Annotated in this window: 25 protein-coding genes and 1 pseudogene; 16 read left to right on the top strand and 10 right to left on the bottom strand. The window is 70.8% G+C overall.

Annotated features, from left to right (window positions below):
- Positions 1–66: 66 nt before the first annotated feature.
- Positions 67–1,170, bottom strand: a complete 1,104-nt coding sequence (locus tag AB0D85_RS26265; RefSeq protein ID WP_362324752.1) for an NlpC/P60 family protein — start codon at positions 1,168–1,170, stop codon at positions 67–69.
- A 181-nt stretch (positions 1,171–1,351) separates the two neighbouring features.
- Entirely contained in the window at positions 1,352–2,119 is a 768-nt protein-coding gene (locus AB0D85_RS26260; RefSeq protein ID WP_362324749.1) for a class I SAM-dependent methyltransferase, read from the bottom strand.
- 308 nt (positions 2,120–2,427) lie between these two features.
- Here AB0D85_RS26260 and mshA point away from each other — a divergent pair, with 308 nt between their 5' ends.
- From mshA to AB0D85_RS26240, 4 genes are all read left to right on the top strand, one after another.
- Entirely contained in the window at positions 2,428–3,765 is a 1,338-nt protein-coding gene (gene mshA / locus AB0D85_RS26255) for a D-inositol-3-phosphate glycosyltransferase (protein WP_362324746.1), read from the top strand.
- Complete coding sequence (locus tag AB0D85_RS26250) at positions 3,758–4,267, top strand: YbjN domain-containing protein (protein ID WP_362324743.1); 510 nt, start codon at positions 3,758–3,760, stop codon at positions 4,265–4,267. Before mshA ends, AB0D85_RS26250 begins: the two co-directional genes overlap by 8 nt.
- Positions 4,268–4,376: 109 nt before the next feature.
- On the top strand, positions 4,377–6,047 hold the full coding sequence (locus AB0D85_RS26245) for a glycosyl hydrolase family 28-related protein (RefSeq protein WP_362324740.1): 1,671 nt from the start codon (positions 4,377–4,379) through the stop codon (positions 6,045–6,047).
- 65 nt (positions 6,048–6,112) lie between these two features.
- Entirely contained in the window at positions 6,113–6,916 is an 804-nt protein-coding gene (locus tag AB0D85_RS26240; protein ID WP_362324737.1) for a hypothetical protein, read from the top strand.
- Here AB0D85_RS26240 and AB0D85_RS26235 read toward each other — a convergent pair.
- Positions 6,909–7,727, bottom strand: a complete 819-nt coding sequence (locus tag AB0D85_RS26235; RefSeq protein WP_362324734.1) for an AraC family transcriptional regulator — start codon at positions 7,725–7,727, stop codon at positions 6,909–6,911. The two genes, AB0D85_RS26240 and AB0D85_RS26235, sit on opposite strands and share 8 nt — an antisense overlap.
- 77 nt (positions 7,728–7,804) lie before the next feature.
- On the opposite strand from AB0D85_RS26235, the gene AB0D85_RS26230 reads away from it, so the two are divergent.
- Together AB0D85_RS26230 and AB0D85_RS26225 are read left to right on the top strand one after the other, a co-directional pair.
- On the top strand, positions 7,805–8,257 hold the full coding sequence (locus AB0D85_RS26230) for a DUF2000 domain-containing protein (RefSeq protein ID WP_362324731.1): 453 nt from the start codon (positions 7,805–7,807) through the stop codon (positions 8,255–8,257).
- Positions 8,258–8,391: 134 nt separating this feature from the next.
- Positions 8,392–9,540, top strand: a complete 1,149-nt coding sequence (locus AB0D85_RS26225) for a hypothetical protein (RefSeq protein ID WP_362324728.1) — start codon at positions 8,392–8,394, stop codon at positions 9,538–9,540.
- A gap of 430 nt (positions 9,541–9,970) precedes the next feature.
- Here AB0D85_RS26225 and AB0D85_RS26220 read toward each other — a convergent pair whose 3' ends face one another.
- Positions 9,971–11,227 carry an MFS transporter gene (locus AB0D85_RS26220; protein WP_362324725.1) on the bottom strand — a complete coding sequence of 419 codons (1,257 nt, stop codon included), beginning with the start codon at positions 11,225–11,227 and terminating at the stop codon, positions 9,971–9,973.
- Positions 11,228–11,392: 165 nt separating this feature from the next.
- On the opposite strand from AB0D85_RS26220, the gene AB0D85_RS26215 reads away from it, so the two are divergent.
- Entirely contained in the window at positions 11,393–12,154 is a 762-nt protein-coding gene (locus AB0D85_RS26215; RefSeq protein ID WP_362324722.1) for a phosphoglyceromutase, read from the top strand.
- Between the two features lie 119 nt (positions 12,155–12,273).
- On the opposite strand, the gene AB0D85_RS26210 is transcribed toward AB0D85_RS26215, so the two are convergent.
- The 3 genes from AB0D85_RS26210 to AB0D85_RS26200 are packed head-to-tail and all read right to left on the bottom strand — an operon-like array spanning position 12,274 to position 15,404.
- Positions 12,274–12,480, bottom strand: coding sequence for a hypothetical protein (locus tag AB0D85_RS26210; RefSeq protein ID WP_362324719.1), 207 nt, complete (start codon positions 12,478–12,480; stop codon positions 12,274–12,276).
- A gap of 51 nt (positions 12,481–12,531) precedes the next feature.
- On the bottom strand, positions 12,532–13,833 hold the full coding sequence (locus AB0D85_RS26205) for a lanthionine synthetase LanC family protein (RefSeq protein ID WP_362324714.1): 1,302 nt from the start codon (positions 13,831–13,833) through the stop codon (positions 12,532–12,534).
- 47 nt (positions 13,834–13,880) lie between these two features.
- Entirely contained in the window at positions 13,881–15,404 is a 1,524-nt protein-coding gene (locus AB0D85_RS26200; RefSeq protein WP_362324711.1) for an FAD-binding oxidoreductase, read from the bottom strand.
- 196 nt (positions 15,405–15,600) lie between these two features.
- Here AB0D85_RS26200 and AB0D85_RS26195 point away from each other — a divergent pair, with 196 nt between their 5' ends.
- Positions 15,601–16,587: an alpha/beta hydrolase gene (locus AB0D85_RS26195; protein WP_362324708.1), complete on the top strand. Its 987-nt coding sequence runs from the start codon at positions 15,601–15,603 to the stop codon at positions 16,585–16,587.
- Positions 16,588–16,720: 133 nt separating this feature from the next.
- On the opposite strand, the gene AB0D85_RS26190 is transcribed toward AB0D85_RS26195, so the two are convergent.
- A complete protein-coding gene (locus AB0D85_RS26190; RefSeq protein WP_185149271.1) occupies positions 16,721–16,876 on the bottom strand; it encodes a hypothetical protein in 156 nt (51 codons plus the stop codon).
- Positions 16,877–17,027: 151 nt separating this feature from the next.
- On the bottom strand, positions 17,028–17,717 hold the full coding sequence (gene phoU / locus AB0D85_RS26185) for a phosphate signaling complex protein PhoU (RefSeq protein WP_362324703.1): 690 nt from the start codon (positions 17,715–17,717) through the stop codon (positions 17,028–17,030).
- A gap of 222 nt (positions 17,718–17,939) precedes the next feature.
- Between phoU and AB0D85_RS26180 the strand changes: the two genes are divergently transcribed.
- From AB0D85_RS26180 to AB0D85_RS26170, 3 genes and pseudogenes are all read left to right on the top strand, one after another.
- Positions 17,940–19,196, top strand: coding sequence for an ATP-binding protein (locus tag AB0D85_RS26180; RefSeq protein WP_362324700.1), 1,257 nt, complete (start codon positions 17,940–17,942; stop codon positions 19,194–19,196).
- Positions 19,193–19,873: a response regulator transcription factor gene (locus AB0D85_RS26175; RefSeq protein ID WP_010358452.1), complete on the top strand. Its 681-nt coding sequence runs from the start codon at positions 19,193–19,195 to the stop codon at positions 19,871–19,873. The genes AB0D85_RS26180 and AB0D85_RS26175 overlap by 4 nt, the downstream gene beginning before the upstream one ends.
- Before the next feature lie 106 nt (positions 19,874–19,979).
- Positions 19,980–20,087 (top strand): annotated as a pseudogene (locus tag AB0D85_RS26170) (helix-turn-helix domain-containing protein); the annotation flags it as partial.
- Between the two features lie 122 nt (positions 20,088–20,209).
- Here the strand turns inward: AB0D85_RS26170 and AB0D85_RS26165 are convergent.
- Entirely contained in the window at positions 20,210–20,881 is a 672-nt protein-coding gene (locus tag AB0D85_RS26165) for a DUF461 domain-containing protein (RefSeq protein WP_362324696.1), read from the bottom strand.
- A 629-nt stretch (positions 20,882–21,510) separates the two neighbouring features.
- On the opposite strand from AB0D85_RS26165, the gene AB0D85_RS26160 reads away from it, so the two are divergent.
- The 5 genes from AB0D85_RS26160 to rlmB all read left to right on the top strand — a co-directional run bounded on the left by AB0D85_RS26160 (position 21,511) and on the right by rlmB (position 26,117).
- On the top strand, positions 21,511–21,993 hold the full coding sequence (locus AB0D85_RS26160; RefSeq protein WP_003953493.1) for a CarD family transcriptional regulator: 483 nt from the start codon (positions 21,511–21,513) through the stop codon (positions 21,991–21,993).
- 330 nt (positions 21,994–22,323) lie between these two features.
- A complete protein-coding gene (gene ispD / locus AB0D85_RS26155) occupies positions 22,324–23,076 on the top strand; it encodes a 2-C-methyl-D-erythritol 4-phosphate cytidylyltransferase (protein WP_362324693.1) in 753 nt (250 codons plus the stop codon).
- Positions 23,066–23,560, top strand: a complete 495-nt coding sequence (gene ispF / locus AB0D85_RS26150) for a 2-C-methyl-D-erythritol 2,4-cyclodiphosphate synthase (RefSeq protein WP_362324690.1) — start codon at positions 23,066–23,068, stop codon at positions 23,558–23,560. The genes ispD and ispF overlap by 11 nt, the downstream gene beginning before the upstream one ends.
- 120 nt (positions 23,561–23,680) lie before the next feature.
- Positions 23,681–25,078 carry a cysteine--tRNA ligase gene (cysS, locus tag AB0D85_RS26145; protein ID WP_362324687.1) on the top strand — a complete coding sequence of 466 codons (1,398 nt, stop codon included), beginning with the start codon at positions 23,681–23,683 and terminating at the stop codon, positions 25,076–25,078.
- Positions 25,079–25,175: 97 nt separating this feature from the next.
- Positions 25,176–26,117 carry a 23S rRNA (guanosine(2251)-2'-O)-methyltransferase RlmB gene (rlmB, locus tag AB0D85_RS26140; RefSeq protein WP_362324684.1) on the top strand — a complete coding sequence of 314 codons (942 nt, stop codon included), beginning with the start codon at positions 25,176–25,178 and terminating at the stop codon, positions 26,115–26,117.
- Positions 26,118–26,247 lie beyond the last annotated feature (130 nt).

Below are 26,247 nucleotides of genomic sequence, written 5' to 3'. Positions count from 1 at the left end.
ACGTTGGCGTGCACCGGGTCACATGACTCAGCTCACGAAAGGGACATCACACCCAAAGGGAAACGCTCAGGCGTCCGGCCGGACCACCCCGAGGATCGGCATCGACCCGGCGCCTCCGATCGACACCGTCCGCCCCGGGCGCGGGGCTTGGATGATCGCGCCGTCCCCGACGTACATCGCGACATGGCTGGCGTCGTCGAAGTAGATGATCAGATCACCGGGGCGCATGTCCTTGACGTCGATGTGCTTGAGCTGTTTCCACTGCTCCTCGGAGGTGCGCGGGATCGGCTGCCCGGCACTCGCCCAGGCCTGCGAGGTCAGCCCGGAGCAGTCGTACGAGTCCGGGCCCTCCGCGCCCCACACGTACGGCTTGCCGAGCTGCGCGGTGGCGAACGCGACCGCCTTCTTGCCGGCCGCGGACGCCTTGCTGTGGATCTCGTCGAGTATCCCGGTGTCCAGCCAGGCGGTCTGCGCCTGGTACGCGGTCTCCCGCTCCAGCTCGGCGAGGCGCTCCTTCTGCTTCTTCTGCAGCCGGGACTGGAGCTTCTCGGCGGCGGCGATCCGCTGCGTGATCTTCTTCTTCGCCGCGGCCTTCGCCTTGCGCCCCGCCTCCAGCCTGTTCCACTGGTCGGCCGCGTCCGCCGCGTACTGCTTCAAGTCCTGCTGGGTCTGGGTCAGTTCCCTGATCAGCCCCTTGGTGGCGCGCTCGCCCTGGAGCACCCGCCCGGCCCCGTCCAGGAACTCCGACGGATTGTCGCTGAGCAGCAGCTCGGCGGTGTCCGGCAGCCCGCCCGTGCGGTACTGGGCGGCGGCCGCCCGGCCGGCGCGCGCCTTCAACTCGTCGAGCTTCTGCTGCCCCTGGACGATCTTCTTGGCCAGGCCGACGATCTCGGCGGACTGCTTCTGGGCGGCCTCCTCGGCGGCGTTGTACGCGTCGGTGGCGACGGCCGCGTCGTGGTAGAGCTCGTCCAGCTTCGCCTGTACGGCCTCAAGGTCCTTGTCGGGCGCGAGAGTCACGGAGGGGCCGGCCGAGGCGCTGGGGGAGGCCGAGGCGCTCGGCGAGGAGGTGGGGCTCGGTGCCGCGAACACCGTGCCGGGTACCGCCAGCACGGTCACCGCGCACACCACGGTCACCGCGACCCTGATCAGCCCGCGCTTGCCCGTACCCATACCAAGTCCCCCATACCTGATTTCTCGTCAGTAACTTACGGACTTGGGGGATCGTGCCACGCTTCGCCGCAAAGTGACAGGGCCAACAGCAGGTGTTTTCCTCCCCCGTTTCCCCCCGGGCATGACGATCTCCCCGCTTTTGTGACGAACGACTCACCGAGATCGTTCCCACCCCGCCCCATCAGGCCTTCGGCGCCAACGCCTCCCACGCCACGGTCACTTCCCCCTGCCGCCAGCGCACCGCCGAGTCCGCCACCGGCCAGTCGGCCGTCAGGTCCCGCACCGCCCGGATCCACCGCTGCCGGGCGCCGTACGACGCGTAGGGCGCGGCGGCCGCCCAGGCGCGGTCGAAGTCCCGCAGGAACGCGTGCACCGGCTCGCCCGGGACGTTGCGGTGGATCAGCGCCTTCGGCAGCCGTTCGGCGAGGTCCGAGGGCCGCTCCAGGGACCCGAGCCGGGTGGCGAAGGTCACCGTCCGCGGCCCCTCCGCCCCGAGCGCGACCCACACATGGCGCCGCCCGATCTCGTCACAGGTCCCCTCGACCAGCAGCCCGCCCGGCGCGAGCCGCGCGCACAGCCGCGCCCAGACGGCGGCGACCTCGCTCTCGTCGTACTGCCGCAGCACGTTGGCCGCGCGGATGAGCAACGGCCGCGCGGGCACGGGGATCTCGAACCCGCCGTGCCGGAAGGTGAGCCCTTCGCGCTCGTACGGCTCGGCCGCGGCGACCCGCGCGGGCTCGATCTCGACCCCGACGACACGCGCGCGTGGCGCGACGGTACGGAGCCGGCCGAGGAGTTCCACGGCGGTCCAGGGGGCGGCGCCGTAACCGAGGTCGACGGCCACGGGATCGGCGGCGCGCCGCAGTTCGGGACCGTGCGCGGCGGCGATCCACCGGTCCATGCGGCGCAGGCGGTTGGGGTTGGTGGTCCCGCGCGTCACCGTTCCCACGATGGGGGTCCCCCCGCTCGAGCGGAGCCGAGAGTGGGGGAGGGAGGCGGCGCGGGCATTCATGCCTACGAGAGTAAAGCGCCCCGTCAGGGGCGCGGGGAACTGCGCGACAAGCCCCTACCGGCCCGCAGCGTTTCCACGACAGGCGCCCCCCACGCATCCCACCCTCGAACGGTTGAGCGACCAAAGGTAATGTCCCGGCAAAAACCCGACCCCCCGGAATGGGAATCCTCCCCTCCGTGTTGCACCCCCTTGGAGGACGCTCAACGTCCTCCTGACGGCATGCCCGCACCAAGGAGGACCGCCACGTGAGCCAGTACGTCAGCAGGCTCGGGCGCCGCTCCCCGTCGGCTGCCACCCGGCTCCTCCGGTCCCGCCGCCCCCGCCGCGTCGCGATGCTCTCCGTGCACACCTCCCCGCTCCACCAGCCCGGCACCGGCGACGCCGGCGGCATGAACGTCTACATCGTGGAGCTCGCGCAGCGCCTCGCCGCGATCAACATCGAGGTCGAGATCTTCACCCGCGCCACCGCGGGCGGCCTCCCGTGCACCGTCGAACTCGCCCCCGGCGTCCTCGTCCGGCACATCGACGCCGGCCCCTACGAGGGCCTCGCCAAGGAGGACCTCCCGGCCCAGCTGTGCGCCTTCACCCACGGCGTGATGCAGGCCTGGGCCGGCCACCGCCCCGGCCACTACGACCTCGTCCACTCGCACTACTGGCTCTCCGGCCACGTCGGCTGGCTCGCCGCCCAGCGCTGGGGCGTCCCGCTCGTGCACGCCATGCACACCATGGCCAAGGTGAAGAACGCCAACCTGGCCGACGGCGACACCCCCGAACCCGCCGCCCGTGTCATCGGCGAGACCCAGATCGTGTCCGCGGCCGACCGTCTCATCGCGAACACCTCCGAAGAGGCCGACGAACTGGTACGGCACTACGCGGCCGACCCCGCCAAGGTCGCCGTCGTCCACCCCGGCGTGAACCTCGACCGCTTCCGCCCGGCGGACGGACGGAAAGCGGCCCGTGCCCGCCTCGGCCTCCCGCAGGACGCCCTGATCCCGGTCTTCGCGGGCCGTATCCAGCCCCTGAAGGCCCCCGACGTACTGCTCCGGGCCGTGGCCGTCCTCCTCGACGAGCGCCCCGAACTCCGCTCCCGGATCGTCGTACCGGTCGTCGGCGGCCCCAGCGGCAGCGGTCTCGCCAAGCCGGAGGGCCTGCAGAAGCTGGCCGCGCGGCTCGGCATCGCGGACGTCGTACGGTTCCGTCCGCCGGTCGGCCAGGAGCAGCTCGCGGACTGGTTCCGGGCGGCCTCCGTCCTCGTCATGCCCTCCTACAGCGAGTCCTTCGGCCTGGTGGCGATAGAGGCCCAGGCGGCGGGCACGCCCGTGCTGGCCGCCTCGGTCGGCGGGCTCCCCGTGGCCGTGCGGGACGGCGAGACCGGCTTCCTGGTGGACGGCCACGAACCCGCCGACTACGCGCGCGTGCTGCGCCGGTTCGCCGACGACACGACTCTGGCGGACCGTTTCGGCAGCGCCGCCGCCCGGCACGCCCAGTCCTTCGGCTGGGACACGGCCGCCGCCGCCACCGCCGACGTCTACATGGCCGCGAACCAGTCCCACCGCCGTCGCGTACGCTCGCCCCATGGGTGATGCTTCACGGGATCGGCAGGCCGCGCAGGTCATCGAGGGTGTCCTGAAGGACGCCGAACTGGAGTGGGAGAGCCCCGAGCCCGGCAATTTCGTCGTGCAACTCCCCGGCACCCGCAAGCTGAAGACGACCGTCTCCCTCCTGGTGGGCCGCCACTCCCTCTCCCTCAACGCCTTCGTCGTCCGTCACCCCGACGAGAACGAACCGGCCGTCCACCGCTGGCTCCTGGAGCGCAACCTCAAGCTCTACGGCGTGAGTTACGCCGTCGACCGCCTCGGTGACGTCTATGTCACCGCGAGGCTCCCGCTGGTGTCCGTCACCCCGGACGAGATCGACCGCATCCTCGGCCAGGTCCTGGAGGCGGCGGACGGCGCCTTCAACACCCTTCTGGAGCTGGGCTTCGCCTCCGCGATCCGCAAGGAGTACGAGTGGCGGGTGGCGCGCGGTGAGTCGACCCGGAACCTGGACGCGTTCACGCATCTGATCGAACGCTCCACCGACTGACCCCTGCACGACTCTTTCGCAGTGCTTGATCGCCGTGGCATGCTCACGCTCGACGCAGATCTGAACGTCGTTCACATCCATGACTCACTCGCATGGAAGGACGTACGGAATGAGCACCGCGCACCAAGGCGTGACCCACGGCATGACCAGACGGGCCCTGCTCGCCGGCGCCACGGCGGTGGCCGCGTCCGCCGTGGCGGGCGGCGGCACGGCCCACGCCTCCGACGTCCAAGTCCCTTCCCTCTGGCGGGAGTTCACCCGCACCCCCTTCACCCATCCGCAGATCCCGTACATCGGCAGGGCGGGCGCGGCACGGATCCGCCGCCTTCCGGTCGTCGCCGACGTCCGCGCGTACGGCGCCGTCGCCGACGGCGAGACCGACTGCGCCCCCGCGATCAACCGTGCCATCGCCGCTGCCGCCAGGGCCGGCGGTGGCACGGTCACCATCCCGCCCGGCACCTTCCGCATCGACGGCCTCATCCAGCTCGGTTACGACGACGTGGTGCTGCGCGGCGCCGGCAGTGGCCGTACCACGCTGTACGCGACGAAGAACCTCACCGAACTGATCGGCCCGTACGGCTCCCGCTACGGCGGCACCAAGTCGGCGTGGTCCTGGGCGGGCGGGCTCATCTGGCTGGCGCCGAAAGCCCGTTGGGACTCCCTGACGGCGGCCGTCGAGGCGCAGGCCTGGCCGTTCGAGGGCTGGACCGGCAACAAGCGCGACGAGTGGGAGCCGCTGACCCCCGTCGCCCCCGCCCGCCGGGGCGACCGGACGGTCACCGTCACCGACCCCTCCCGGCTGCACCCGGGCCGCCTGGTCCTCCTCCGGGTCGCGGACGACAGCGCCCACACCCTCCTCCAGCACATGTCCGGCGGGGGCCCGGGCCCGGCGTCGTACTACTGGGAGGACAAGACGAAACTGCTGTCGTACGTCCCCTACGAATGGCCCGTCCGGGTCGTGGCCGTGCGCGGCCGCAGGGTGACCCTGGAACGCCCGCTCCCCGTCGACCTGCGCCCCGAGTGGAACCCGCAGTTCACCACACATGTGGGGGCGTTGACCGGTGCCGGGGTCGAGGGCCTCACGCTCGACGTGATGGAGACCCCGCAGTCCCCGCACCTCCTCGACAAGGGCTACAACGGGGTCGTCCTGCAGTGCGCGTACGACTGCTGGGTGGACGACGTCACGGTCCGCAACGTCGACAACGGCTTCGGTCTGGTCGCCGCCTCCGCCTGCACCCTGCGCGGCACCCGGGTCGGCGGCCGGGGCGAACACCACCCGTACTTCTGCCGCGAGGGCTCGCACGACAACCTGATCGAGGACTTCACGGTCGAACAGCGCACGGTCCCGGCCCCCGCCGACACCCAGCTCCACGGCATCAACGTCGAGGGCCTGTCCTCCCACAACGTCTGGTCGCGCGGCGAGATGCAGATGGGCACCTTCGACTCCCACCGGGGCCTGCCCTTCGCGAACGTCCGCACCGACATCACGGTGGACAACAACGGCCGCCACGGCGGGGACGCGAACGCGGGGCCGTTGTTCGGGGCGCGGTTCACGCACTGGAACGTGCGCGTGACCAACGGCCGGGCGGGCCTGATGCGCCTAGACGGCCTGGCGCCGTACTCCGCGACGGTCGGCCTCGACACGGTCACCGACTTCGACCAGATCGACGTACCGGACTTCACCGGCGACCTGCACTCCCGGCTGGAGCTGTACGGAACGTGGGACGCGGTACGGCCGCGGAACCTGTACGAGGCGCAGCGCGCGCTCGACTGCTGTTAGCCTGCCGCAACCCGGTTCCCTTACCGGGGTCTTACCTTTCCTCGTCAGTGAAGAAGAGGTCGTGCATGCGCGCAGGCAGATCCGGTTCGGCGGTCGTACTCGCCGGGGCACTCGCCCTGGGGGCGTTCACCGCGCCGACCGCCCAGGCCGCCGACACCGGGATCACGGTGACCGAGCTGGTCATCAACAAGGGCAAGCCCGTGGTGGTGGGCACCAATGCGGAGGTGACCCCCGACTTCACCTTCCGGATCTCCTGGCCGTCCGGCGTCAAGATCGGCGACGCGGAGGCGGACCCGTTCCTCTACCACGGCACCACCGCCGCCAAGGGCGCCGAGGACGGGGGCATCTACACCGGCAGCGTCACCTACTACGAGGCCGGCAGCCACGCCGCCGACTGCGACGGCGAGCTGTACATCGAGCCGCGCTACACGCTGGACTCCAACAGCGACGCGACGACCTGGAAGGTCGCGGTCTCCGCGAAGATCTGGGGTTCGAACGGTCAGCTCAAGAGCCACGAGTACCTGACCGGATTCGGCACCGTGCAGGTCAAGCGCGCCGCCAAGGTCACCGCCAACGCCACCCCGGAGCCGGTGGCCAAGGGCGGGACGCTCACCGTGAAGGGCGCGATCACGCGCGCGGACTGGGTGAAGCACAAGTACGTCGGCTTCGGCGGCAAGTCGGCCAAGCTGCAGTTCCGCAAGAAGGGCAGCAGCACCTACACGACGCTGAAGACCGTGACCGCCGATTCCGCCGGCACCCTGAAGACCACGGTCAAGGCCTCCGTCGACGGCTCCTACCGCTGGACCTTCGGCGCGACGTCCACCACGGGCGGCGCGACGTCCGTGGCCGACTACGTCGACGTCAAGTGACGTACCGGGCGCTGCTCACGCGGTAGCGCCCCGGGGTCACCCCCACCAGCCTCCGGAAGTGCCGGGTCAGATGGGCCTGGTCGTAGAAGCCGGTCGCGGCGGCCGTCTCGCCGGGCGGGACCCCGTCGAGCAGCAGCCGGCGGGCCCGTCCGACCCGGCGGGACATCAGGTACTGGTGCGGGGCGATGCCGTACGCGCCGCTGAACGCCCGCACGAGGTGGGCGGGGTGTGCGTGCAGCAGCCGCGCGGCCTCCTCCAGGACGAGCCCGTCGGCGACGCGCTCGTCGAGGAGTTCGCGCAGGGAGCGGGCGAGGGCCGGGTCCGGGGGCCGCTGTGTCACGAGCCGGGGGCGGAGCAGGCCCCGCAGCCGCTCGCCGATGAGGGTGAGCCGGCTCTCCGCCTCCAGTTCGTCGCCGGCGCGGGCCAGGGACGCGTGCAGTTGGCCCACGCGCCGGCGCAGCAGCGGGTCGCGCAGGTCGGGCCCGTCGACGGCGGCCCCGATGAGGTCGTCGCCGAGGAGAGCGCCGTCCAGATAGACCACGCGCTTGCGGAAGCCGTCCGCCGTGGCGGGGGAGCCGTTGTGCGGGACGTGCGGCGGCAGCAGGGACACGGTGTCGTCCGGGGTGCCGTGCTCGTGCCGGTCGAGGTCGTACCGTACGGCGCCGTCGTCCACGATGAGCAGCGTCCAGGCGTCATGGACGTGCATCGGGTAGGCGTACCCGGTGAAGTGGGCGTGGAAGACCTCGGTGACGCCCGGGACGCGAGGACGCCAGGCTGTGACTTCCTGGGTGACGTGCTGCCGGGCGGCCATGCAAAGAACGTACAAGACGGTCCCGTACGACGCCGGGCAGTCTCGTCTCCATGAGTTCCCCGAGTTCCCTGAGGTCCATGGGTTCCACGGCTTCCCTGAGCCCTCTGGACGCCGCACCCGTCCGTTTCGACACGAAGATCGCCGTGCTGCTGCGCACGGACCTGGAGCCGTGGCAGCGGCTGAACGTCACCGCGTTCCTGGTCAGCGGCCTGGGCGCGACGGTTCCCGAGGTGGTCGGGGAGCCGTACGAGGACGCCGACGGGGTGGGCTACCTGCCGATGTTCCGGCAGCCGGTGCTGGTCTTCGAGGGCACCAAGGAGACGCTGACGGCGGCACACGAGCGGGCGCTGAGCCGGGCCCTGCCCCGGGCCGTCTTCACCGCGGACCTGTTCTCGACCGGCAATGACCGTGACAACCGCGCGGCGGTCCGTGCCGTACCCACGGCGGAACTGGATCTGGTGGGGCTCGCGGTGTACGGGCCGCGGAACGGGGTGGACAAGGTGCTGAAGGGCGCGCGGATGCACCCGTGAGGCGTTCGGTGCGTCTGTTGCTCCGCCGACCGAAGGAATCACATGGCGCGGGCGAGTGATCTGATCATCACATCAGCCCAGGACCATGGTGAACGACGCATCTGACAGATATGCGACTTATCCGATCCAGCAGCATGACGGCAGTGGCGGCGATGGTGGCGGCGGCGGTCGTCACGGGTGTGAGCGGTGGACCGGCGACCGCCGCGGGCCAGGACGACGTGACAGAGGTTCCCTGCAACACGGCGGCGCTGACCACCGCCATCGCCACCGCGATGGCGGGAGAGACCCTGTCCCTCCACCGTGACTGCACCTACCACCTGACCACCGCCTTCGCCCCCGGCGAGGGCCTGCCGCCCATCACCCAGAGCCTCACGATCCGGGGCAACGGCGCGACGATCGTCCGTGACGGCCCCAATCCCGGCCTGTTCCGGATCTTCCACGTCACCACCGCGGGCACCTCCAAGGGCAACCTGCGCCTGGAGGACCTCACCGTCCGGGGCGGCAGTGCCGCCGGGAGCGGCGGCGGCATCCGCGTCGACAGCGGTGGCATGCTCACGCTCGCGCACGTCGACGTGTTCGACAACACCGCCACGGGGGACGGAGGCGGCGTGTGGGTCGAGACGGGCGCCACGGCGTCCGTCCGGCGCAGCCGGCTCGCCTTCAACAACGCGGACGACGGCGGCGGGCTGTTCACGGAGGGGACCCTGAGCGTCGAGGACTCCGAGTTCGCCAGGAACCACGCCCGGATCTCGGGCGGCGGTCTCTACCAGGCCGCCGGCATCAGCTTCCTCCACGCGACCGTCATCGACCGCAACACGTCGGCCGCCTCCGCCGGCGGTGTCTTCGTCGACGGCGGAACGATGACGTTCGGCGAAAGCAAGATCGCGAACAACACGACCGCCGGCACCCTGGGCGGCGGGTTCGTCAACAGCGCGCAGCTGGAGCTGGACAAGTCGGAGGTCAGCGGCAACGTCGTCGGAGGCCCCGGGGGCCTGGGCGGCGGCTTCGCCAACCTGACGGCGAGCGCTGTGCTCACCCTCAAGGGCAGCAAGGTCACCGGCAACAGCGCGAACGGCAACGGTGCCTCCCAGGGCGGCGGCATCTACAACCTCGGCGGGTCGGTCACGCTCGACCACAGCACGGTCCGCAACAACGCGTCCACGACGGCCCCCGGAGGCGTCTTCACGGACACCCTGGTCACGGTCACGGACTCCCAGATCACCCACAACATCCCGACCAACTGCGTCCCGAACCAGAACTTGGTACCGGGCTGCACGAACTGAAGCCGACGCATGGGCCACTGACCCCCTGTTCTCGGGAGACCGAGGACGGGGGGTCAGCGGGGCAGCGGGCCGGTGGGGCGGCAGGTCAGTGGGCCGGCAGGTCAGTGGGGCGGTGGGGCAGCAGGTCAGTGGGGCGGTGGGCGGTGGGGCAGCAGGTCAGTGGGGCGGTGGGCGTGCGGGCCAGTGGGCCACTGGGGTGCGTCGGCCACCGGGGTCGGCAGGCCACGGGTCACCGGTCAGTGGGCCTGCGGAGCAGCGGGTCAGTGTGCGGGCATGGGCCTGCGGGCCAGTGGGCCAGTGGGCCAGTGGGCCAGTGGGGCCACCAGTCCACTAAACCCGTAGGCCCCGGGGCCCCTAGGCCACGGGCCACCGGGCTTCCGGGTTACCGGGCTTCCGGGTTACCGGGCTTCCGGGTTACCGGGCCACCGGGTCAGGCGGCGCGTACCTCGGCCTCGGTGTTCTTCGTGGCGGCGGGCGTCGGTCGTTCCACCGGTAGCCGCCGCATGAGGACGCCGTATCCGAGAGCCGCCCCGGTGCCCACGACCGCGCACACCCCCCACAGCCACATCGCCCCCAGCCGGTCGATGACGACGCCGGACATCAGCGGCGCGATGAGCGCGGCGGCGGACCAGGACAGCGTGTACATCCCCTGGTACCGGCCCCGCCCGTGCACCGGGGAGAGCCGCACCACGAGCCCCGTCTGGGTCGGGGCGTTGACGATCTCGGCGAGGGTCCACACGCACACGGTGAGCGCGAAGACGCCGACGGACCCGGCGAAGGCGGTGAGCCCGAAGCCGTAGCCCGCGACCAGGGACGAGACCACGAGCAGCGACCGCGGATCGCGGTGCTCGATGATCCGGGTGACCGGGATCTGGAGCACCACGATGAGCACTCCGTTCACGGCGATGGCCAGTCCGTAGTCGGCGGGCGAGAACCCGGCCCGGCCCATCGCCACCGGCAGCCCGAGCGACCCCTGCTGGAAGATCAGGGCGACGAGGAAGGACAGCCCGACGACGGCCATGTACCGTCCGTCGCGCAGCACGGTCCCGAGGCTGACCGCGTCCTCCCGCGCGACCGCCTTGGCGGCCTGCTCCGGCCGGGACTCGGGCAGCTTGACGAAGACGAGGACCGCGCAGGCGGCGGTCATCCCGGCCTCGACGAGGAACCCGGCGCGGTAGCTCACCTCGGCGATGAACCCGGCGCCCATGGACGAGACGGCGAACCCGAGGTTGACGGCCCAGTAGTTGAGCGAGAACGCCCGCACCCGGTCCTCGGGCCGCACGATGTCGGCCATCATCGCCTGCACGGCCGGCCGGGAGGCGTTGGAGGCCATGCCGACGAGGAAGGCGACGGCGGCGATGGCGGCGGGATCCCGTACGAACCCGAGCAGCGCGACGGCCGCGGCGGTGGAGCCCTGGGCGACGAGCAGGGTCGGCCGCCTCCCCAGCCGGTCGGCCATCACGCCGCCCGCCAGCGAGGACACGACCCCGCCCAGCCCGTGCAGGGAGGCGACGAGCCCGGCGTAGGACGCGCTGTACCCCCGGTCCAGGGTCAGGTAGAGGGCCATGTACGTGGCGACGAAGGAGCCCAGCCGGTTGACGAGGGTGCTGGTCCACAGCCACCAGAACTCACGGGGCAGACCGGCGACGGTCTCCCGGACGGCGCGTCGCAGGGCGACGGACGGCATGGTTCCCCCAGAGCAAGGTGTAAGTGATGCGCGGCTCGACCGCACCTTACATACCTGCCGCTCGCCTGAGCCACTCAATTAACATCTGCGGTCGGCTGTCCGCCCTCTGGGACGCCCTCCGGCCACCGGCACACCGCCCCGAATACGTGGATTACGCTCTGTCCCATGGCCGACGCACCGTACAAGCTGATCCTCCTCCGCCACGGCGAGAGCGAGTGGAACGCGAAGAACCTGTTCACCGGCTGGGTGGACGTCAACCTCAACGAGAAGGGCGAGAAGGAGGCAGTCCGCGGCGGTGAGCTCCTGACGGACGCCGACCTCCTGCCCGACGTGGTCCACACGTCCCTCCAGAAGCGGGCGATCCGCACGGCCCAGCTGGCCCTCGAGGCGGCCGACCGCCACTGGATCCCGGTCCACCGCAGCTGGCGCCTGAACGAGCGCCACTACGGCGCGCTCCAGGGCAAGGACAAGGCGGCGACGCTGGCCGAGTTCGGCGAGGAGCAGTTCATGCTCTGGCGCCGCTCGTACGACACCCCGCCCCCGCCGCTCGCCGACGACTCCGAGTTCTCCCAGGCCTCCGACGCGCGCTACGCCTCCATCCCCCCGGAGCTGCGCCCCCGCACGGAGTGCCTCAAGGACGTCGTCGTCCGGATGCTCCCGTACTGGTACGACGGCATCGTCCCCGACCTCCTGGCCGGCCGCACGGTCCTCGTCGCCGCCCACGGCAACAGCCTCCGCGCCCTCGTCAAGCACCTCGACGGCATCTCGGACGCCGACATCGCGGGCCTGAACATCCCGACGGGCATCCCCCTCTACTACGAACTCGACGCCGACTTCACCCCGGTCACCCCGGGCGGCCGCTACCTCGACCCGGAGGCAGCAGCAGCAGCCATCGAGGCGGTCAAGAACCAGGGCAAGAAGAAGTAGGTCCCGTGATCATGCCTCCCACCTGCGCAGACGGCGCGGATGGGAGGCATTTTCGGGCTCTGGAGCCTCCTTGGCCCCGGAGCGCCCCGCGGCGCGTGGCTGCGGGGCGCCTTGCGGGGTTAGTCGATCTTCTCGCCGTTGTACGTGCCGCCCTTGCAGGTGTTGTCCGACAGATCGGCCATTCCGCCGCCCTGCCTGCATTGAGAAGGGGTGACGTAGGAATGGGCGCCCTGTGCGGTGGCGGCGGCGGTGGCTGCGCCTGTGAGGCCGAGTCCGGTGAGGGCTGCCGTGGCGATGACGGCGGCGAGGATTCGTCGGATGCGCATGTGGTTCCCCTTTCGCGGATTGCCTCGATCGGGCACTAGCCAGCTTGATCTTCACCCATGTGGGTGGCACGTGATGTTGGGCCATTCGGGTGACAGTGCCGCCGCCGGAGGCTGGTCCGGCCAGGGGAACGCGTACTGGGGGTTGCCGCCGCGGGTGAGGCGTACGAAGCGCAGGAGTTCGCGGACGATGCCCGCGTTGCCCATGGCCCAGCCGGTGCACGGTTCCAGGTCGCCCGGGGTGGCCCGGTGGTCGACGTTGGACCAGCGGGTGCCGTGGCGGTCGCGGACGGCGCGGGTGGCGAGGTCGGTGACGAGGACGTGGGCGAAGTCGTACGGATCCTGCTGTTCGGCGATCCGGTCGCAGGCCAGGGCGAGGACGCCTGCGGTGCCGCAGCAGCGGCCGTTGTTGTCCCAGAAGCCGGGGCGCAGCCGCTGGGGCAGGCCGGAGTGGGTGACCGTGTGCCAGCAGCGGTCGGCGAGGGCGGTCCAGACGGGGTCGGCCGTGATGTCCCTGAACAGCCGGAAGACCTGGGCGTCGCCGGCCGGGCCGTGGCACCAGCCGTAACTGACGGGCTCGACCACATCGGGGCGGTACTGGGGGGTGGAGTGCGGGACGCGGAAACCCTCCGGTCCCGCCTCGTCACGGGCCACGACGTCCGCGGCACCGGCCAGCGCCAGCTCGACCAGGTCGGCATGGTCGGTGGCCAGACCGACACGGGCCAGCGCCAGGACGATGCCGAGCGTGCCGTGCGAGATGTGGTGCAGCCGGGCGTCGACCCCCGTGCGGTGGGCCCAGTGGACGCCCGACGGAGTCCGCTCCGCGGTCCGCAGATACGGCTCCATGGCGAGGACGGCCAGTTCGGCGTCACCGGCGACGAGCGCCCCGAGGCCGATGCCGGCGTTCCCGCCCATCAGCTCGAACAGATCACCCCAGCGTGTCCCGTCGAAGCGCGACCGTACGAGGTCCAGCGCCCGGTCCGCGGCGGCATCGGCGGCGGTGTCACCGAGTTCTTCGTGAACGGCCCGCAGGGCGAGGGCGATTCCGGTGCGGCCGAAGTAGAGGGAATCGCCCTCGACGCTGTCGACGGAGTCCGCGAGGCTGCGGGCCGCGCGCAGGGCGGCGTCGGCGTAGGAGTCGTCGCCGAAGTGCCGCCACGCTTCCAGGAGTACGGCGACGATCCCGGCCGTACCGCTGTAGAGGATGGGGTTGAGCTCGTCGTCCGAGGGCCGGGTCGGCCAGGCGAGGCCTCCCGCGGAGGTCTCTCGCGCCGCTTCGGTCAGCCACCGCAGCCCGTCCACCGCGAGTGCCTCGACCTGGTCGACCGCCACGACCGTGGCCCGCGGTGCCGTCATGGGCCCACTCTCCCATGATCGCCCGGCCCGGCCCAGAGGGCGTTCGGTCAGCAGGACGCGGGCGGGATGCTCTGGTCGTACTGGAAGACGTTGTGCGGGTCGTACTTCTGCTTGATCCGGCGCAGCCGGTCGAAGTTGGACTCCCAGTAGGCGGTCTCCCAGTCCTGCATGCCGATGTTCGGCACGTTGACGTAGGCGCCGTCCACGAAGGGGCGCAGTGCCTGGCTGAATTCGGCGATCCAGGCCTGGGCCTGCGGGGTGAGCGGGTCGCAGATGCCCGGCTGGTCACTGCGCTTGCCCCAGCCGACGCCGGGCTCGGCGTAGAAGAGCGCGTCGCGGTGCGGGAACGCGGTGCCGCCGCGGGGGGTCTTCCTGACGTTCCCGCCGAAGGCCTGGACGAAGTAGTTGCTGTCGGCCGTGGGGGCGTCCTTGACGAACGCGGAGACGATGTCGATCGCCTTGGCCGGGAACGGCCTCTGGGCGAACTGTGAGTAGAACTTCCAGTTCGCGGGCTCGTTCGCGATCGGGGTCTGGAATCCGGCGTACACGTCGCCCCAGTTCCCCACCTGCGTCGTGACCTGGGGGCTGCCGATCGACAGGATCGGGGCCAGCAGCCTCCTGGCCTCCTCGGGGGTTCCTTCCGGGAGGACCGCGAACAGCAGGGTCTGGTTCGGGTGGGCTTCGAGCTGGGTGCCGAGGCGGTTGTCCGTGAACGGCGCGGTGCGCTGGTAGGTCTCGAAGATCCTGCGCAGGTCGCCGGTCCCGTCCCAGGTGGCCGTCAGATACGTGACGCTCTTCAGCGGCGCCAGCTTGTAGGTGAGCGAGGTGACGATGCCGAAGTTGCCGTTGCCCGCTCCGCGCAGCGCCCAGAGCAGGTCCGGGGTGTCGTGCAGATCGGCCTTGATCACCTTGGCGCACTCGTCGCCCTCCGCGACGACGATCTCGGCGCCGATCAGGCTGTCGCAGGCCATGCCGAGCCAGCGCGTGAGGAAGCCGAACCCACCGCCGAGCGTCGCCCCGGACAGCCCCACACTGCCTTCGGTCCCGGTCGTCACCGCGAAGTTCTGCTTCGCGAGCGTGGTCACCGCTTCCAGCTGGTTGAGTCCGGCGCCGACCGTCGCGACACGGGCGGCGCTGTCGAGGTGGACCGACTTCAGCTCGCTGATGTCGATCACCAGGCCGCTGTCGACGTTCGACCAGCCCTCCAGGCTGTGCCGGCCGCTCCGGATGCGCAGCGCGACGTCGTTCTGCCGCGCCCACGTCAGGGCGTTGACCACGTCCTGGGTGTTCTGGGCGAAGACGATCACCAGCGGATAGTGGGAGAAGAGCTGGTCCCAGCCGAGTCGCGCGTCCGTGTACCCGGGGTCGTGGGGGCGGACGATACGGCCGGTCAGCTGGGCCGGCGCGCACTCCGCGCCGTACACCCCGCTCCCGGATGCCTCGGTCGCGGATGCCTGGGTCGCGGCGCTCGCGCCGGGGGCCGCGGCGGCCGCGACGCCCGGTACGGCGACGGAACCGGCACCGGCCGCCGCCGTCGCCTTGAGCAGTCCGCGACGGGAAAAGTCGTTCATGGTCTGTGTCCTCTCGGCCACCAACGGGCGCGAATCGGTCTTTTACGGATCATTTGCGCGACGTGGACGGTAGCAAGGGTGATCACGGTGGACCGCCTCGACACGCTCGGTCCCGACTTGCCGAACCGGCAAACAGGCTCGTCCGGCCGGGGCGGGGCTTCGCATGATCGGAGTCGAAGCTTCTTGAGGAGGGCGTATGACACAGCGCGTGGAAAGCGGTCACCGGGTGGTTTCCTCGCCCGCGGGGCGGATTCATCTCGTCGAGCAGGGGGCCGGGCCGCTCGTGCTGCTCGTGCACGGCTTCCCCGAGAGCTGGTACTCCTGGCGGCATCAGCTGCCCGCGCTCGCGGCGGCCGGGTATCGCGCGGTCGCCATCGACGTGCGCGGGTACGGGCGCTCCTCCCGGCCGGCCGCTCCGGACGCCTACCGGATGGTCGAACTCGTCGAGGACAACGTCTCCGTCGTGCGTGCCCTCGGCGAGGAGTCCGCGGTGGTCGTCGGGCACGACTGGGGCGCGGCCATCGCCGCGAACTCCGCGCTGCTCAGGCCGGAGGTGTTCCGGGCCGTGGGGTTGCTGAGCGTGCCGTACACCCCGCGCGGCGGGCCCCGGCCCAGCGACGTCTTCGCGGGGCTGGGCCGGGACGGGGGCCAGGAGTTCTACGTCTCGTACTTCCAGGAGCCGGGGCGCGCCGAGGCCGAGATCGAACCCGATGTACGTGGCTGGCTCGCGGGCTTCTACGCCGCCCTGTCCGGTGACACCATGCCCGGGGCCGGCGCTCCCGACCCGCACTTCGTGAGCGAGGGCGGGACCCTCCGGGAGCGGTTTCCCGTCGGACGGCCGCCCGCCTGGCTCGGCGACCGGGAGCTCGACGTCTTCGCGGGGGAGTTCGAGCGCACCGGGCTGACCGGCGCGCTCAACCGGTACCGGAACATGGACCGTGACTGGGCGGACCTCGCCGCCTACGACGGTGCCCCGATCACCCAGCCCTCCCTGTTCGCCGGCGGCAGCCTCGACGCCTCGACGACCTGGCTGGCCGATGCCATCGAGGCGTACCCGGTCACCCTGCCGGGCCTGGTCTCCTCCCGCCTCCTCGACGGTTGCGGGCACTGGATCCAGCAGGAACGCCCGGACGAGATCAGCCGTCTGCTCGTGGACTGGCTCGCGGGACTGCCCGCCGCCTGAGCGTCAGCCGTCATCGGATCGACAGCGGCCGCCGCCCGCCGACCGCGCGAAAGGCCTCCGACCGGCCGCGCGAAGGGCCCCCGACCGGAGTCGGGGGCCCTTCGTCGTACGTGACGTCGTGCGTGACGTCCGCTCAGCCGCACTGGCAGGGGCTGCCCGACTGGCAGCCGCAGCCGCAGCCCGAGCCGCACCCGCAGGCGCCGATGACCAGGAGGTTCTTGATCTCGGCGGGCTGTTCGGTCTCGCGTTCCTGCGTGGGGTCGGGCGTGGTGCTGGGGGATTCGGCCATGGATCCCTCCTAGAGGTCCCTAGAGGTAGGGCGTGGTGCCTTTGCCCATTCCATTGCCCATTTCATGCCCGCTTCACTGGGCGCATCAACGGCGCACAGTGGCGCTCACGCGCCCGGCCCGGGCCCCGCGAGCCCCCACCCACCAGGGCGGTCACGCCCCCTCGGCGCCCGTCACCGGCTGGATGTCGGGCTGGAGGTCGTCCGCGTGCTCGCCCGTGACCAGGAAGACGACGCGCTTGGCGACGGCGACCGCGTGGTCGGCGTACCGCTCGTAGTAGCGGCCGAGCAGGGTCACGTCGACGGCCGTCTCGATGCCGTGCTTCCAGCGGTCGTCCAGCAGGTGCTGGAAGATCGTGCGGTGCAGCAGGTCCATCTCGTCGTCGTCCTGCTCCAGCTGGAGGGCCAGGTCGACGTCCTTGGTGATGATCACCTCGGCGGCCTTCGCCATCAGCCGCTGCGCGAGCTGGCCCATCTCCAGGATGGTGGCGTGCAGGTCGTGCGGGATGGCGTTCGACGGGTAGCGCAGCCGGGCCAGCTTCGCCACGTGCTGGGCGAGGTCGCCGGAGCGCTCCAGGTCGGCGGACATCCGCAGCGAGGTGACGACGATCCGCAGGTCCGTCGCCACCGGCTGCTGGCGGGCGAGCAGGGCTATCGCGCGCGCCTCCAGGTCGTGGTGGAGCTCGTCCACCTTCTGGTCGGCCTCGATGACACTCTCTGCCAGCTTCAGGTCGCCGTCGAGGATCGCCGTCGTGGCGCGTCCGATCGCCGATCCGACCAGCCGGGCCATGTCGACCAGGCTGTCGCCGATCGAGTCGAGTTCCTCGTGGTACGCGTCCCGCATCAGGGTTCCCTCTCGTGCGTGTGTTCCAGGGGTTCCGGGGGCCGGGGGCCGTGGCCGAAACCAGCTGCGAACCCCACGCTCCCATGTTCTGGTCCCAGCGCGTCCGTTTCTGCCACCCCAAATGAACCAATACTGGCTCCAAGGTGAACTCTGGGCGACGAGTGTTCGAGCTCCCACCTCGACGGCTGTGGGGATGTCGTACCCCCTGCTTAACCTGTTTGCATGGACGTGAACGCGGCGGTCGCCGCAGCGGCAGCGATCGCCGGGGTGCTTACCGGTGTCATCGCCATGCTGGCGTTCCGCTGGAGCGAACGCGACCAGAAGCGACCGACCAGGACTTCTCTGCACACCGACCCCGTACTGCCCCCGGGCGTGGACACCGTACTGAGCGTGCTGCGCTCCTCCGCGGTCGTCCTCGACGAAGCCGACGCCGTCGTCAAGGCGAGCTCGGCGGCGTATGCCCTCGGGCTGGTGCGCGGGGGCAAGCTCGCCATCGAGCCGATGCTCGGGATGGCCCGGGACACCCGGCGCGACGGCGAGATACGCCAGGTCGAGCTGGACCTGCCGCGGCGCGGCACCGGACGCGGAGAGGCCCTCGCCGTCTCCGCCCGGGTGGCGCCCCTCGGCTCCCGGCTCGTGCTGCTGCTCGTCGAGGACCTCACCGAGGCCCGCCGCATCGAGGCGGTACGACGGGACTTCGTGGCGAACGTGAGCCATGAGCTGAAGACCCCGGTCGGCGCACTCTCCCTGCTCTCCGAGGCCGTCATGGACGCCTCGGACGATCCGGAGGCCGTGCAGCGCTTCGCCGGTCGCATGCAGATCGAGGCCACGCGCCTGACCAACCTGGTCCAGGAGCTCATCGATCTGTCGAGAGTGCAGAACGACGATCCGCTGGAGGACGCCGAACCCGTCCGCGTGGACGAGCTCGTCGCCGAGGCGATCGACCGGTGCCGGCACCAGGCCGGCACCAAACAGATCACCATGGCCGCCGGCGGCACCGCCGACCTGCACGTCTGGGGCAACCGCGGCCAGCTCGCCGCCGCCCTCGGCAACCTGGTCGAGAACGCCGTGAACTACTCACCGGCCCGCACCCGGGTCGGGATAGCCGCCCGCCGGGTCAGCGTGCCCGGCGGCGACATGATCGAGCTCGCCGTGACCGACCAGGGCATCGGCATCACCGACAAGGACAAGGAGCGCATCTTCGAGCGCTTCTACCGCGTCGACCCGGCCCGCTCGCGGGCCACCGGCGGCACCGGTCTCGGTCTCGCCATCGTCAAGCACGTGGTCGCCTCGCACGGCGGGGAGGTCACGGTGTGGAGCGCTGAAGGCCAGGGCTCCACGTTCACCCTCAGGCTGCCGGAGGCGGGCGTCGCCCGCGATCGCGCATCGCAGCACCCCGACCCCGACCTCGACGACGAGGCCGGTACCACCGAGTCATCCCCGTACGAACCGCTTCCCGCCCCGGAGGTCCTTCCGTGACCCGAGTGCTTGTCGTCGAGGACGAGGAGTCCTTCTCCGACGCCCTGTCGTACATGCTCCGCAAGGAGGGCTTCGAGGTCGCTGTGGCGGCCACGGGCCCCGACGGACTCGACGAGTTCGAGCGCAACGGCGCCGACCTCGTCCTCCTCGACCTGATGCTGCCGGGGCTGCCCGGCACCGAGGTCTGCCGCCAGCTGCGCGGCCGCTCCAACGTCCCCGTCATCATGGTGACGGCCAAGGACAGCGAGATCGACAAGGTCGTCGGGCTCGAAATAGGAGCCGACGACTACGTCACCAAGCCGTTCTCGTCGCGCGAGCTGGTCGCCCGCATCCGTGCGGTGCTCCGCCGCCGCGGCGAGCCCGAGGAGGTCACCCCGGCCGCCCTCGAAGCGGGCCCGGTCCGCATGGACGTCGACCGCCACGTCGTGACGGTCTCCGGCTCCAAGGTCGACCTCCCCCTCAAGGAGTTCGACCTCCTGGAGATGCTCCTGCGCAACGCCGGCCGCGTCCTCACCCGCATGCAGCTCATCGACCGGGTCTGGGGCGCCGACTACGTCGGCGACACCAAGACCCTCGACGTCCACGTCAAGCGCCTGCGCGCGAAGATCGAGCCGGACCCGGGCGCGCCGCGCTACCTGGTGACGGTGCGTGGTCTCGGCTACAAGTTCGAGCCCTGATCGGCCTCGGCGTCGGCGTCGAGAACGGTTCCCTTTCGGCCGGACGGAGTCCGGCGCGGCACTCCGAAGCCCGCGTAGCGGTGCGAGGGGTGCGTGGGGGATCGGGTCCCTCGACGTCCACGTCAAGCGCCTGCGCGCGAAGATCGAGCCGGACCCGGGCGCGCCGCGCTACCTGGTGACGGTGCGTGGTCTCGGCTGCAAGTTCGAGCCGTAAACCGCCGGCCTGGTCTTGTGGCCGTGCGGTCGGTCGGCCGGCCTGCGGCGATGAGCGTACGGCGAAGGGCGGCACCCCCGTGGGGTGCCGCCCTTCGGGCGTTCTCGTGTGCGTACGGTCGCTCAGCCCGCGTTCGCCGACGCCGACGCCGAGTCGCTCGGGGTGGCCGAGGCGCTCTCGGAGGCCTTGCTCTTCTTGCCCTTCTTGGCGCTCTCGCTCGCCGTGGCGCCGGCGGCCGGGGAGACGGAGGACGTGGCCGTGGCCGAGGCGGTGGGCGACGGCACCGCGCTCGGGCCCCAGCCGGTGAAGAAGCTCTCGGCCGGGACGACGAACGCGCGCAGGCTGACGTCACCGGTCCTGCTGAAGGTGAACGTGATCTTCTGGGCGTTGCCGTCCACCACCGACTCACGGCTGCTGGCCAGCACCGCGGAGGCGTTGTTCGCGCCGCCGAGGATCAGCCGGCCGCCGGCCTGGATGGTCAGCGGCTGCGACTTGGTGGCGTGCAGCTCGGCGGTCTTGCCGGTGCCGGCGACGACGATCGACTGCAGCGTCTCGGGCTGCGTGCCGGTGTTGAAGATGGTCGCGGAGATCACGGCCGGGCCGGTCGACGTGAGGTCGGGCTGGGTGATCACGGTCGCGTTCTGCACCTTGATGGTGCCGACGCTCGTCGCCGCGTTGTCCGGCTTGATCTCCAGCGTCTGGGAGTTGTTGCCGGCACCGCACGCGGCGAGCGAGGCGATGGAGAAGGCGATGGTGGAGGCGGCGAGGGCGCCGCGTCGAAGGCTGCTGCTCACGGCGGCGGCAACTCCTTGAACGCACGGGCGACTCCCTTATAAAGCCACCCTAAGTGTCTGTCAGCGGCCTTAGGTTACCGAGCCGTTCCCGCGCTGCCGCACCCGACCCTCCCCAAGCCCCCCGCTTCCCCCGAGGAGGGGGTACCTCCGGGGATCCACAAGTGACTCTTCGGCCACTTCGAAGTGACGCTCGTCCGGCATTCACATAACTCGTTCGCAACACCGCGCGCAAAATCTCCGTGAAGGAATGCGTGATCAGCCGGGGAACCACCGGGGAACCACCGGGGAAAATGGATCACGTACCGTTCGGTCGGACGCCTGTGATCAATTCCGGAAACGTCCCGGATCCGGCTCGGGCAACCGAACGGAGTACCGGAAGTCGCACGCTTGGAACCGGACATATGGGGACGTTAAGCCACTTGGATGGGCGTCCGGATGTGTGTAACGTGCGCGTTTCACCTCGCCCGGAGAGCCGCTCCGACCTGCGAATACCTGCTTCCGGACGGCCTTCGCAGCACGTTCCTGTTGCTGTTGTCAAGCCCCGAGATATGCCCTGACCTGCGAAAACGCCATTCAGAACCGCCGGTTTCCGTGTTACCCTGGATAGCCACGGAAGGGGTACCTGTCACATGACGTTCAAGGTTGGCGACACCGTGGTCTATCCCCATCACGGGGCCGCGCTGATCGAGGCCATCGAAACTCGCCAGATCAAAGGCGTGGACAAGACCTACTTGGTGCTGAAGGTCGCCCAGGGTGACCTGACGGTACGTGTGCCAGCGGACAATGCGGAGTTCGTCGGCGTGCGTGATGTGGTCGGTCAGGACGGGCTGGACCGGGTCTTCGAGGTGCTGCGCGCGCCGTACGCCGAGGAGCCCACGAACTGGTCCCGTCGTTACAAGGCAAACCTGGAGAAGCTCGCCTCCGGCGATGTCATCAAGGTCGCGGAAGTCGTGCGTGACCTGTGGCGTCGTGAGCGCGAGCGCGGACTCTCCGCCGGTGAGAAGCGCATGCTCGCCAAGGCCCGCCAGATCCTGGTGAGCGAGCTCGCTCTCGCGGAGAACACGAACGAGGACAAGGCCGAGGCCCTGCTCGACGAGGTCCTCGCGTCCTGACGCAGTCCAGCTCGGCACACTGATACTCCGCACACCGAAATGCCGCGGTGCCCGATGACACAGCAACTGTCGCCGGGCGCTGCGGCATGTCCGTACCCGGAGCCCGCGCATCGAACCAGCTCGCGCACCGAACCCGTGTACTACCTGTAGCACCCGTCTACTCGGAAACCCGCCCTGAGACCCACCCCGGCGGAAACCCCCGATACTAGGCGTGCCGGGCCCGGGCTGCTGGCTCGACCAGTGTCACGGAAGGGTCCGGTCAAGGCGTCGCGCCCGGCACTTCCCAGGCCATACCCACGCCAGGCCCGCACACAAACCTGACAGGAACCGATGTCTGACGATTCGCGTCCTTCGCGTACGGAACTGCGCACGGCAGCCGTGATTCCCGCCGCCGGCCGAGGCGTACGGCTCGGTCCGGGCGCCCCCAAAGCGCTACGCGCGCTGAACGGCACGCCCATGCTCATCCACGCCGTGCGCGCCCTGGCCGCCTCCCGCGCGGTCTCCCTGGTCGTCGTCGTGGCCCCGCCCGACGGCGCGCCCGAGGTCAAGTCCCTCCTCGACGCGCACGCGCTCCCCGACCGCACCGACTTCCTCGTCGTCCCCGGCGGCGAGTCCCGCCAGGAGTCCGTCAAGCTCGGGCTGGACGCGCTCCCCCCGGACTACGACATCGTCCTGGTCCACGACGCGGCCCGCCCCCTCGTCCCCGTCGACACGGTCGACGCCGTGGTCCAGGCGGTCCGCGAGGGCGCCCCCGCGGTCGTCCCCGCCCTTCCGCCGGCCGACACGGTCAAGGAGGTCGAGCCGGCGGCGGTCCAGGGCGACCCCGAGCCGGTCGTCGCCACCCCGGAGCGGGCCCGCCTGCGCGCCGTGCAGACCCCCCAGGGCTTCGACCGTACGACGCTGGTCCGCGCCCACGAGACGGTCACCGACAACGTCACCGACGACGCCAGCATGGTCGAGCAGCTCGGCGAACGGGTCGTGGTCGTCCCCGGCCACGAGGAGGCCTTCAAGGTCACCCGTCCCCTGGACCTGGTCCTTGCGGAGGCGGTCCTGGCCCGCAGGAGGCTCAACGATGGCTTCTGAGCGGCCGCTGCTCCCGCGTGTCGGCATCGGCACCGACATCCACGCCTTCGAGGAGGGCCGCGACCTGTGGTGCGCCGGCCTCAAGTGGGAGGGCGAGGGCCCCGGGCTGGCCGGCCACTCCGACGCGGACGTCGTCGCGCATGCGGCCTGCAACGCCTTGTTCTCGGCGGCGGGACTGGGCGACCTGGGGCAGCACTTCGGCACCGGCCGCCCCGAGTGGTCGGGTGCGTCCGGGGTGACCTTGCTGACGGAAGCGGCCCGCATCGTCCGCGAAGCGGGATTCCTGATCGGAAACATCGCCGTACAGGTCGTAGGACCGCGTCCGAAGATCGGAAAGCGGCGGGACGAGGCCGAGAAGATCCTTTCGGATGCGGCGGGCGCTCCGGTTTCCGTTTCGGGGGCCACGACGGACGGTTTGGGTTTTCCGGGCAGGGGCGAAGGCCTTATGGCCATGGCAACGGCGTTGGTCGTTCAACAGGGGTGACCGGACGCGCCCCCTAGGGGGCGCGGGGAACTGCGCGACAAGCCACGGCGCACGCGCACCCGACAACGGCGCTCCACATACCGGTGCCGCGCACTACCCTGCGCCCACTACCCTGGTCCCGTGACCATTCGCCTGTACGACACCAACGCCCGGCAGATCCGTGACTTCGCCCCGCTCACCGCGGGCTGTGTCTCGATCTACCTCTGTGGTGCCACCGTGCAGGCGGCGCCCCACATCGGGCACATCCGGTCCGGCCTGAACTTCGACATCATGCGCCGCTGGTTCGAATACCGCGGCTACGCCGTGACGTTCGTCCGGAACGTCACGGACATCGACGACAAGATCATCGCCAAGTCCGCCGACCAGGGCCGCCCCTGGTGGGCGATCGGCTACGAGAACGAGCGCGCGTTCAACGACGGCTACACCGCGCTCGGTTGCCTCCCGCCGACGTACGAGCCCCGCGCGACCGGGCACGTACCGGAGATGATCGAGATGATGCGCGGCCTGATCGAGCGCGGTCACGCCTACGAGGCCGACGGCAACGTCTACTTCGACGTGCGCTCCTACCCGGACTACCTCCAGCTCTCCAACCAGGAGCTGGACAACCTCCGCCAGCCGGAGGGCGAGGGCGAGACCGGCAAGCGGGACCAGCGGGACTTCGCGCTGTGGAAGGCCGTGAAACCGGGCGAGCCCAGCTGGGAGACGCCCTGGGGCCGCGGTCGGCCCGGCTGGCACCTGGAGTGCTCGGCGATGGCCCACAAGTACCTCGGTGAGGCCTTCGACATCCACGGCGGCGGCCTCGACCTGATCTTCCCGCACCACGAGAACGAGATCGCCCAGGCCAAGGCGTACGGCGACGACTTCGCCCAGTACTGGGTGCACAACGCCTGGGTCACCATGAGCGGCGAGAAGATGTCGAAGTCCCTCGGGAACTCGGTCCTCGTCTCCGAGATGGTCAAGCGCTGGCGCCCGATCGTGCTGCGCTACTACCTGGGCACCCCGCACTACCGCTCGATGATCGAGTACAGCGAGGACTCCCTGCGCGAGGCCCAGTCGGCCTTCGAGCGCATCGAGGGCTTCGTGCAGCGCGTGGTGGAGCTGGCCGGGGGAGCCGTCGAGCCCTCGCCCGAGGTCCCGCCCGCGTTCGCCGAGGCGATGGACGACGACCTGGGCGTCCCGCAGGCCCTCGCGGTCGTGCACACCACCGTCCGGCAGGGCAACTCCGCCCTCGCCGCCGACGACAAGGAAGCCGCGGTGGCCCGCCTCGCCGAGGTCCGCGCCATGCTCGGCGTGCTCGGCCTGGACCCGCTCGACGCGCACTGGGCCGGCGGCACCGAGAAGGGCGAGGACCTGCACGGGGTCGTCGACGCTCTCGTACGGCTGGTCCTCGACCAGCGCGAGTCCGCCCGCGGCCGCAAGGACTGGGCGACCGCCGACGCCATCCGCGACCAGCTCAACCAGTCCGGCCTCGCGATCGAGGACAGCCCCTCGGGCCCGCGCTGGACCCTCAGGTCCTAGCCGCCCCGGTCTGAAGATCAACTGTGCCGCCCGGCCCCCCGGGCGGCACACTGCATAAGACGTACGTACGAAACGAAGCTCACGGAGACGGGTAACCATGGCAGCCAACAACCGCCGCATGTCCGGCAAGAAGGGCGCGCAGATCGGCAGTGGCGGCCAGCGGCGCCGGGGCCTGGAGGGCAAGGGTCCGACCCCGCCCGCCGAGATGCGCAAGGGACACAAGAAGAACCGCATCGCCAACGCCAAGTCCAAGCAGGTCCAGCGCCGCCCGGTGGTCCGGGGCCGGGGCGGCAAGGGCACGTCCGAGATGGTCGTCGGCCGCAACCCGGTCGTCGAGGCGCTCCGCGAGGGCGTCCCGGCGTCCACCCTCTACGTCCAGCAGTTCATCGACAACGACGAGCGCGTCCGCGAGGCCCTGCAGCTCGTCGCCGAGCGCGGTGGCATCAACCTCATGGAGGCCCCGCGCCCCGAGCTGGACCGTATGACCAACGGCCTCAACCACCAGGGCCTGGTCCTCCAGGTCCCGCCGTACGAGTACGCGCACCCCGAGGACCTGGCCGAGGCCGCCGCCGACGAGGGCGAGGACCCCCTCATCGTCGCCCTCGACGGGGTCACCGACCCGCGCAACCTGGGCGCGGTCGTCCGCTCCGTCTCCGCCTTCGGCGGCCATGGAGTCGTCGTACCGGAGCGCCGCGCTGCCGGTATGACCGCCGGTGCCTGGAAGACGTCGGCCGGTACGGCCGCCCGCACGCCCGTCGCCCGCGCCACGAACCTCACCCGAGCCCTGGAGGCGTACAAGAAGGCCGGCATCGTGATCGTCGGCCTCGCCGCCGACGGTGAGCACGAGATCGCCGACCTGGAGGCGCTCGGCGGCCCGGTCGTCATCGTGGTCGGCAGCGAGGGCAAGGGCCTGTCCCGCCTGGTCGGCGAGACCTGCGACTACCGGGTCCGGATCCCGATGCCGGGCGGCGCCGAGTCGCTCAACGCGGGTGTGGCGGCGGGAATCGTGCTGTACGAGGCGGCACGGCAGCGGGCCTGACCGTTGTACGAGACGGCGCGCCGCCGGAGCTGAACAGGCGTCCGTAAGCTCACCCGTACGGGGTAATTCCGGCGTCCAGGACATCCTTGACGGGGTCCGGACACATCCGGCCGGTCAAAGCAGTGTCCTA

The organism is Streptomyces sp. NPDC048277, from assembly GCF_040652235.1.
Lineage (GTDB): Bacteria > Actinomycetota > Actinomycetes > Streptomycetales > Streptomycetaceae > Streptomyces.
The sequence above is the reverse complement of the archived record's forward strand: the minus strand, read 5'-3'. Positions and strand labels throughout refer to the sequence as shown.

Bases quoted from the DNA above. Each gene is read 5' to 3' on its own strand.
- AB0D85_RS26160 (WP_003953493.1), top strand. From the start codon at position 21,511: ATGACGTTCAAGGTTGGCGACACCGTGGTCTATCCCCATCACGGGGCC.
- AB0D85_RS26230 (WP_362324731.1), top strand. From the start codon at position 7,805: ATGGGTTCCACGGCTTCCCTGAGCCCTCTGGACGCCGCACCCGTCCGT.
- AB0D85_RS26200 (WP_362324711.1), bottom strand. From the start codon at position 15,404: ATGAACGACTTTTCCCGTCGCGGACTGCTCAAGGCGACGGCGGCGGCC.
- ispF (WP_362324690.1), top strand. From the start codon at position 23,066: ATGGCTTCTGAGCGGCCGCTGCTCCCGCGTGTCGGCATCGGCACCGAC.
- AB0D85_RS26190 (WP_185149271.1), bottom strand. From the start codon at position 16,876: ATGGCCGAATCCCCCAGCACCACGCCCGACCCCACGCAGGAACGCGAG.
- AB0D85_RS26235 (WP_362324734.1), bottom strand. From the start codon at position 7,727: ATGGCCGCCCGGCAGCACGTCACCCAGGAAGTCACAGCCTGGCGTCCT.
- AB0D85_RS26225 (WP_362324728.1), top strand. From the start codon at position 8,392: ATGACGGCAGTGGCGGCGATGGTGGCGGCGGCGGTCGTCACGGGTGTG.
- rlmB (WP_362324684.1), top strand. From the start codon at position 25,176: ATGGCAGCCAACAACCGCCGCATGTCCGGCAAGAAGGGCGCGCAGATC.
- ispD (WP_362324693.1), top strand. From the start codon at position 22,324: ATGTCTGACGATTCGCGTCCTTCGCGTACGGAACTGCGCACGGCAGCC.
- AB0D85_RS26240 (WP_362324737.1), top strand. From the start codon at position 6,113: ATGCGCGCAGGCAGATCCGGTTCGGCGGTCGTACTCGCCGGGGCACTC.
- AB0D85_RS26265 (WP_362324752.1), bottom strand. From the start codon at position 1,170: ATGGGTACGGGCAAGCGCGGGCTGATCAGGGTCGCGGTGACCGTGGTG.
- AB0D85_RS26220 (WP_362324725.1), bottom strand. From the start codon at position 11,227: ATGCCGTCCGTCGCCCTGCGACGCGCCGTCCGGGAGACCGTCGCCGGT.
- AB0D85_RS26205 (WP_362324714.1), bottom strand. From the start codon at position 13,833: ATGACGGCACCGCGGGCCACGGTCGTGGCGGTCGACCAGGTCGAGGCA.
- phoU (WP_362324703.1), bottom strand. From the start codon at position 17,717: ATGCGGGACGCGTACCACGAGGAACTCGACTCGATCGGCGACAGCCTG.
- AB0D85_RS26250 (WP_362324743.1), top strand. From the start codon at position 3,758: ATGGGTGATGCTTCACGGGATCGGCAGGCCGCGCAGGTCATCGAGGGT.
- AB0D85_RS26195 (WP_362324708.1), top strand. From the start codon at position 15,601: ATGACACAGCGCGTGGAAAGCGGTCACCGGGTGGTTTCCTCGCCCGCG.
- AB0D85_RS26210 (WP_362324719.1), bottom strand. From the start codon at position 12,480: ATGCGCATCCGACGAATCCTCGCCGCCGTCATCGCCACGGCAGCCCTC.
- AB0D85_RS26180 (WP_362324700.1), top strand. From the start codon at position 17,940: ATGGACGTGAACGCGGCGGTCGCCGCAGCGGCAGCGATCGCCGGGGTG.
- AB0D85_RS26215 (WP_362324722.1), top strand. From the start codon at position 11,393: ATGGCCGACGCACCGTACAAGCTGATCCTCCTCCGCCACGGCGAGAGC.
- AB0D85_RS26245 (WP_362324740.1), top strand. From the start codon at position 4,377: ATGAGCACCGCGCACCAAGGCGTGACCCACGGCATGACCAGACGGGCC.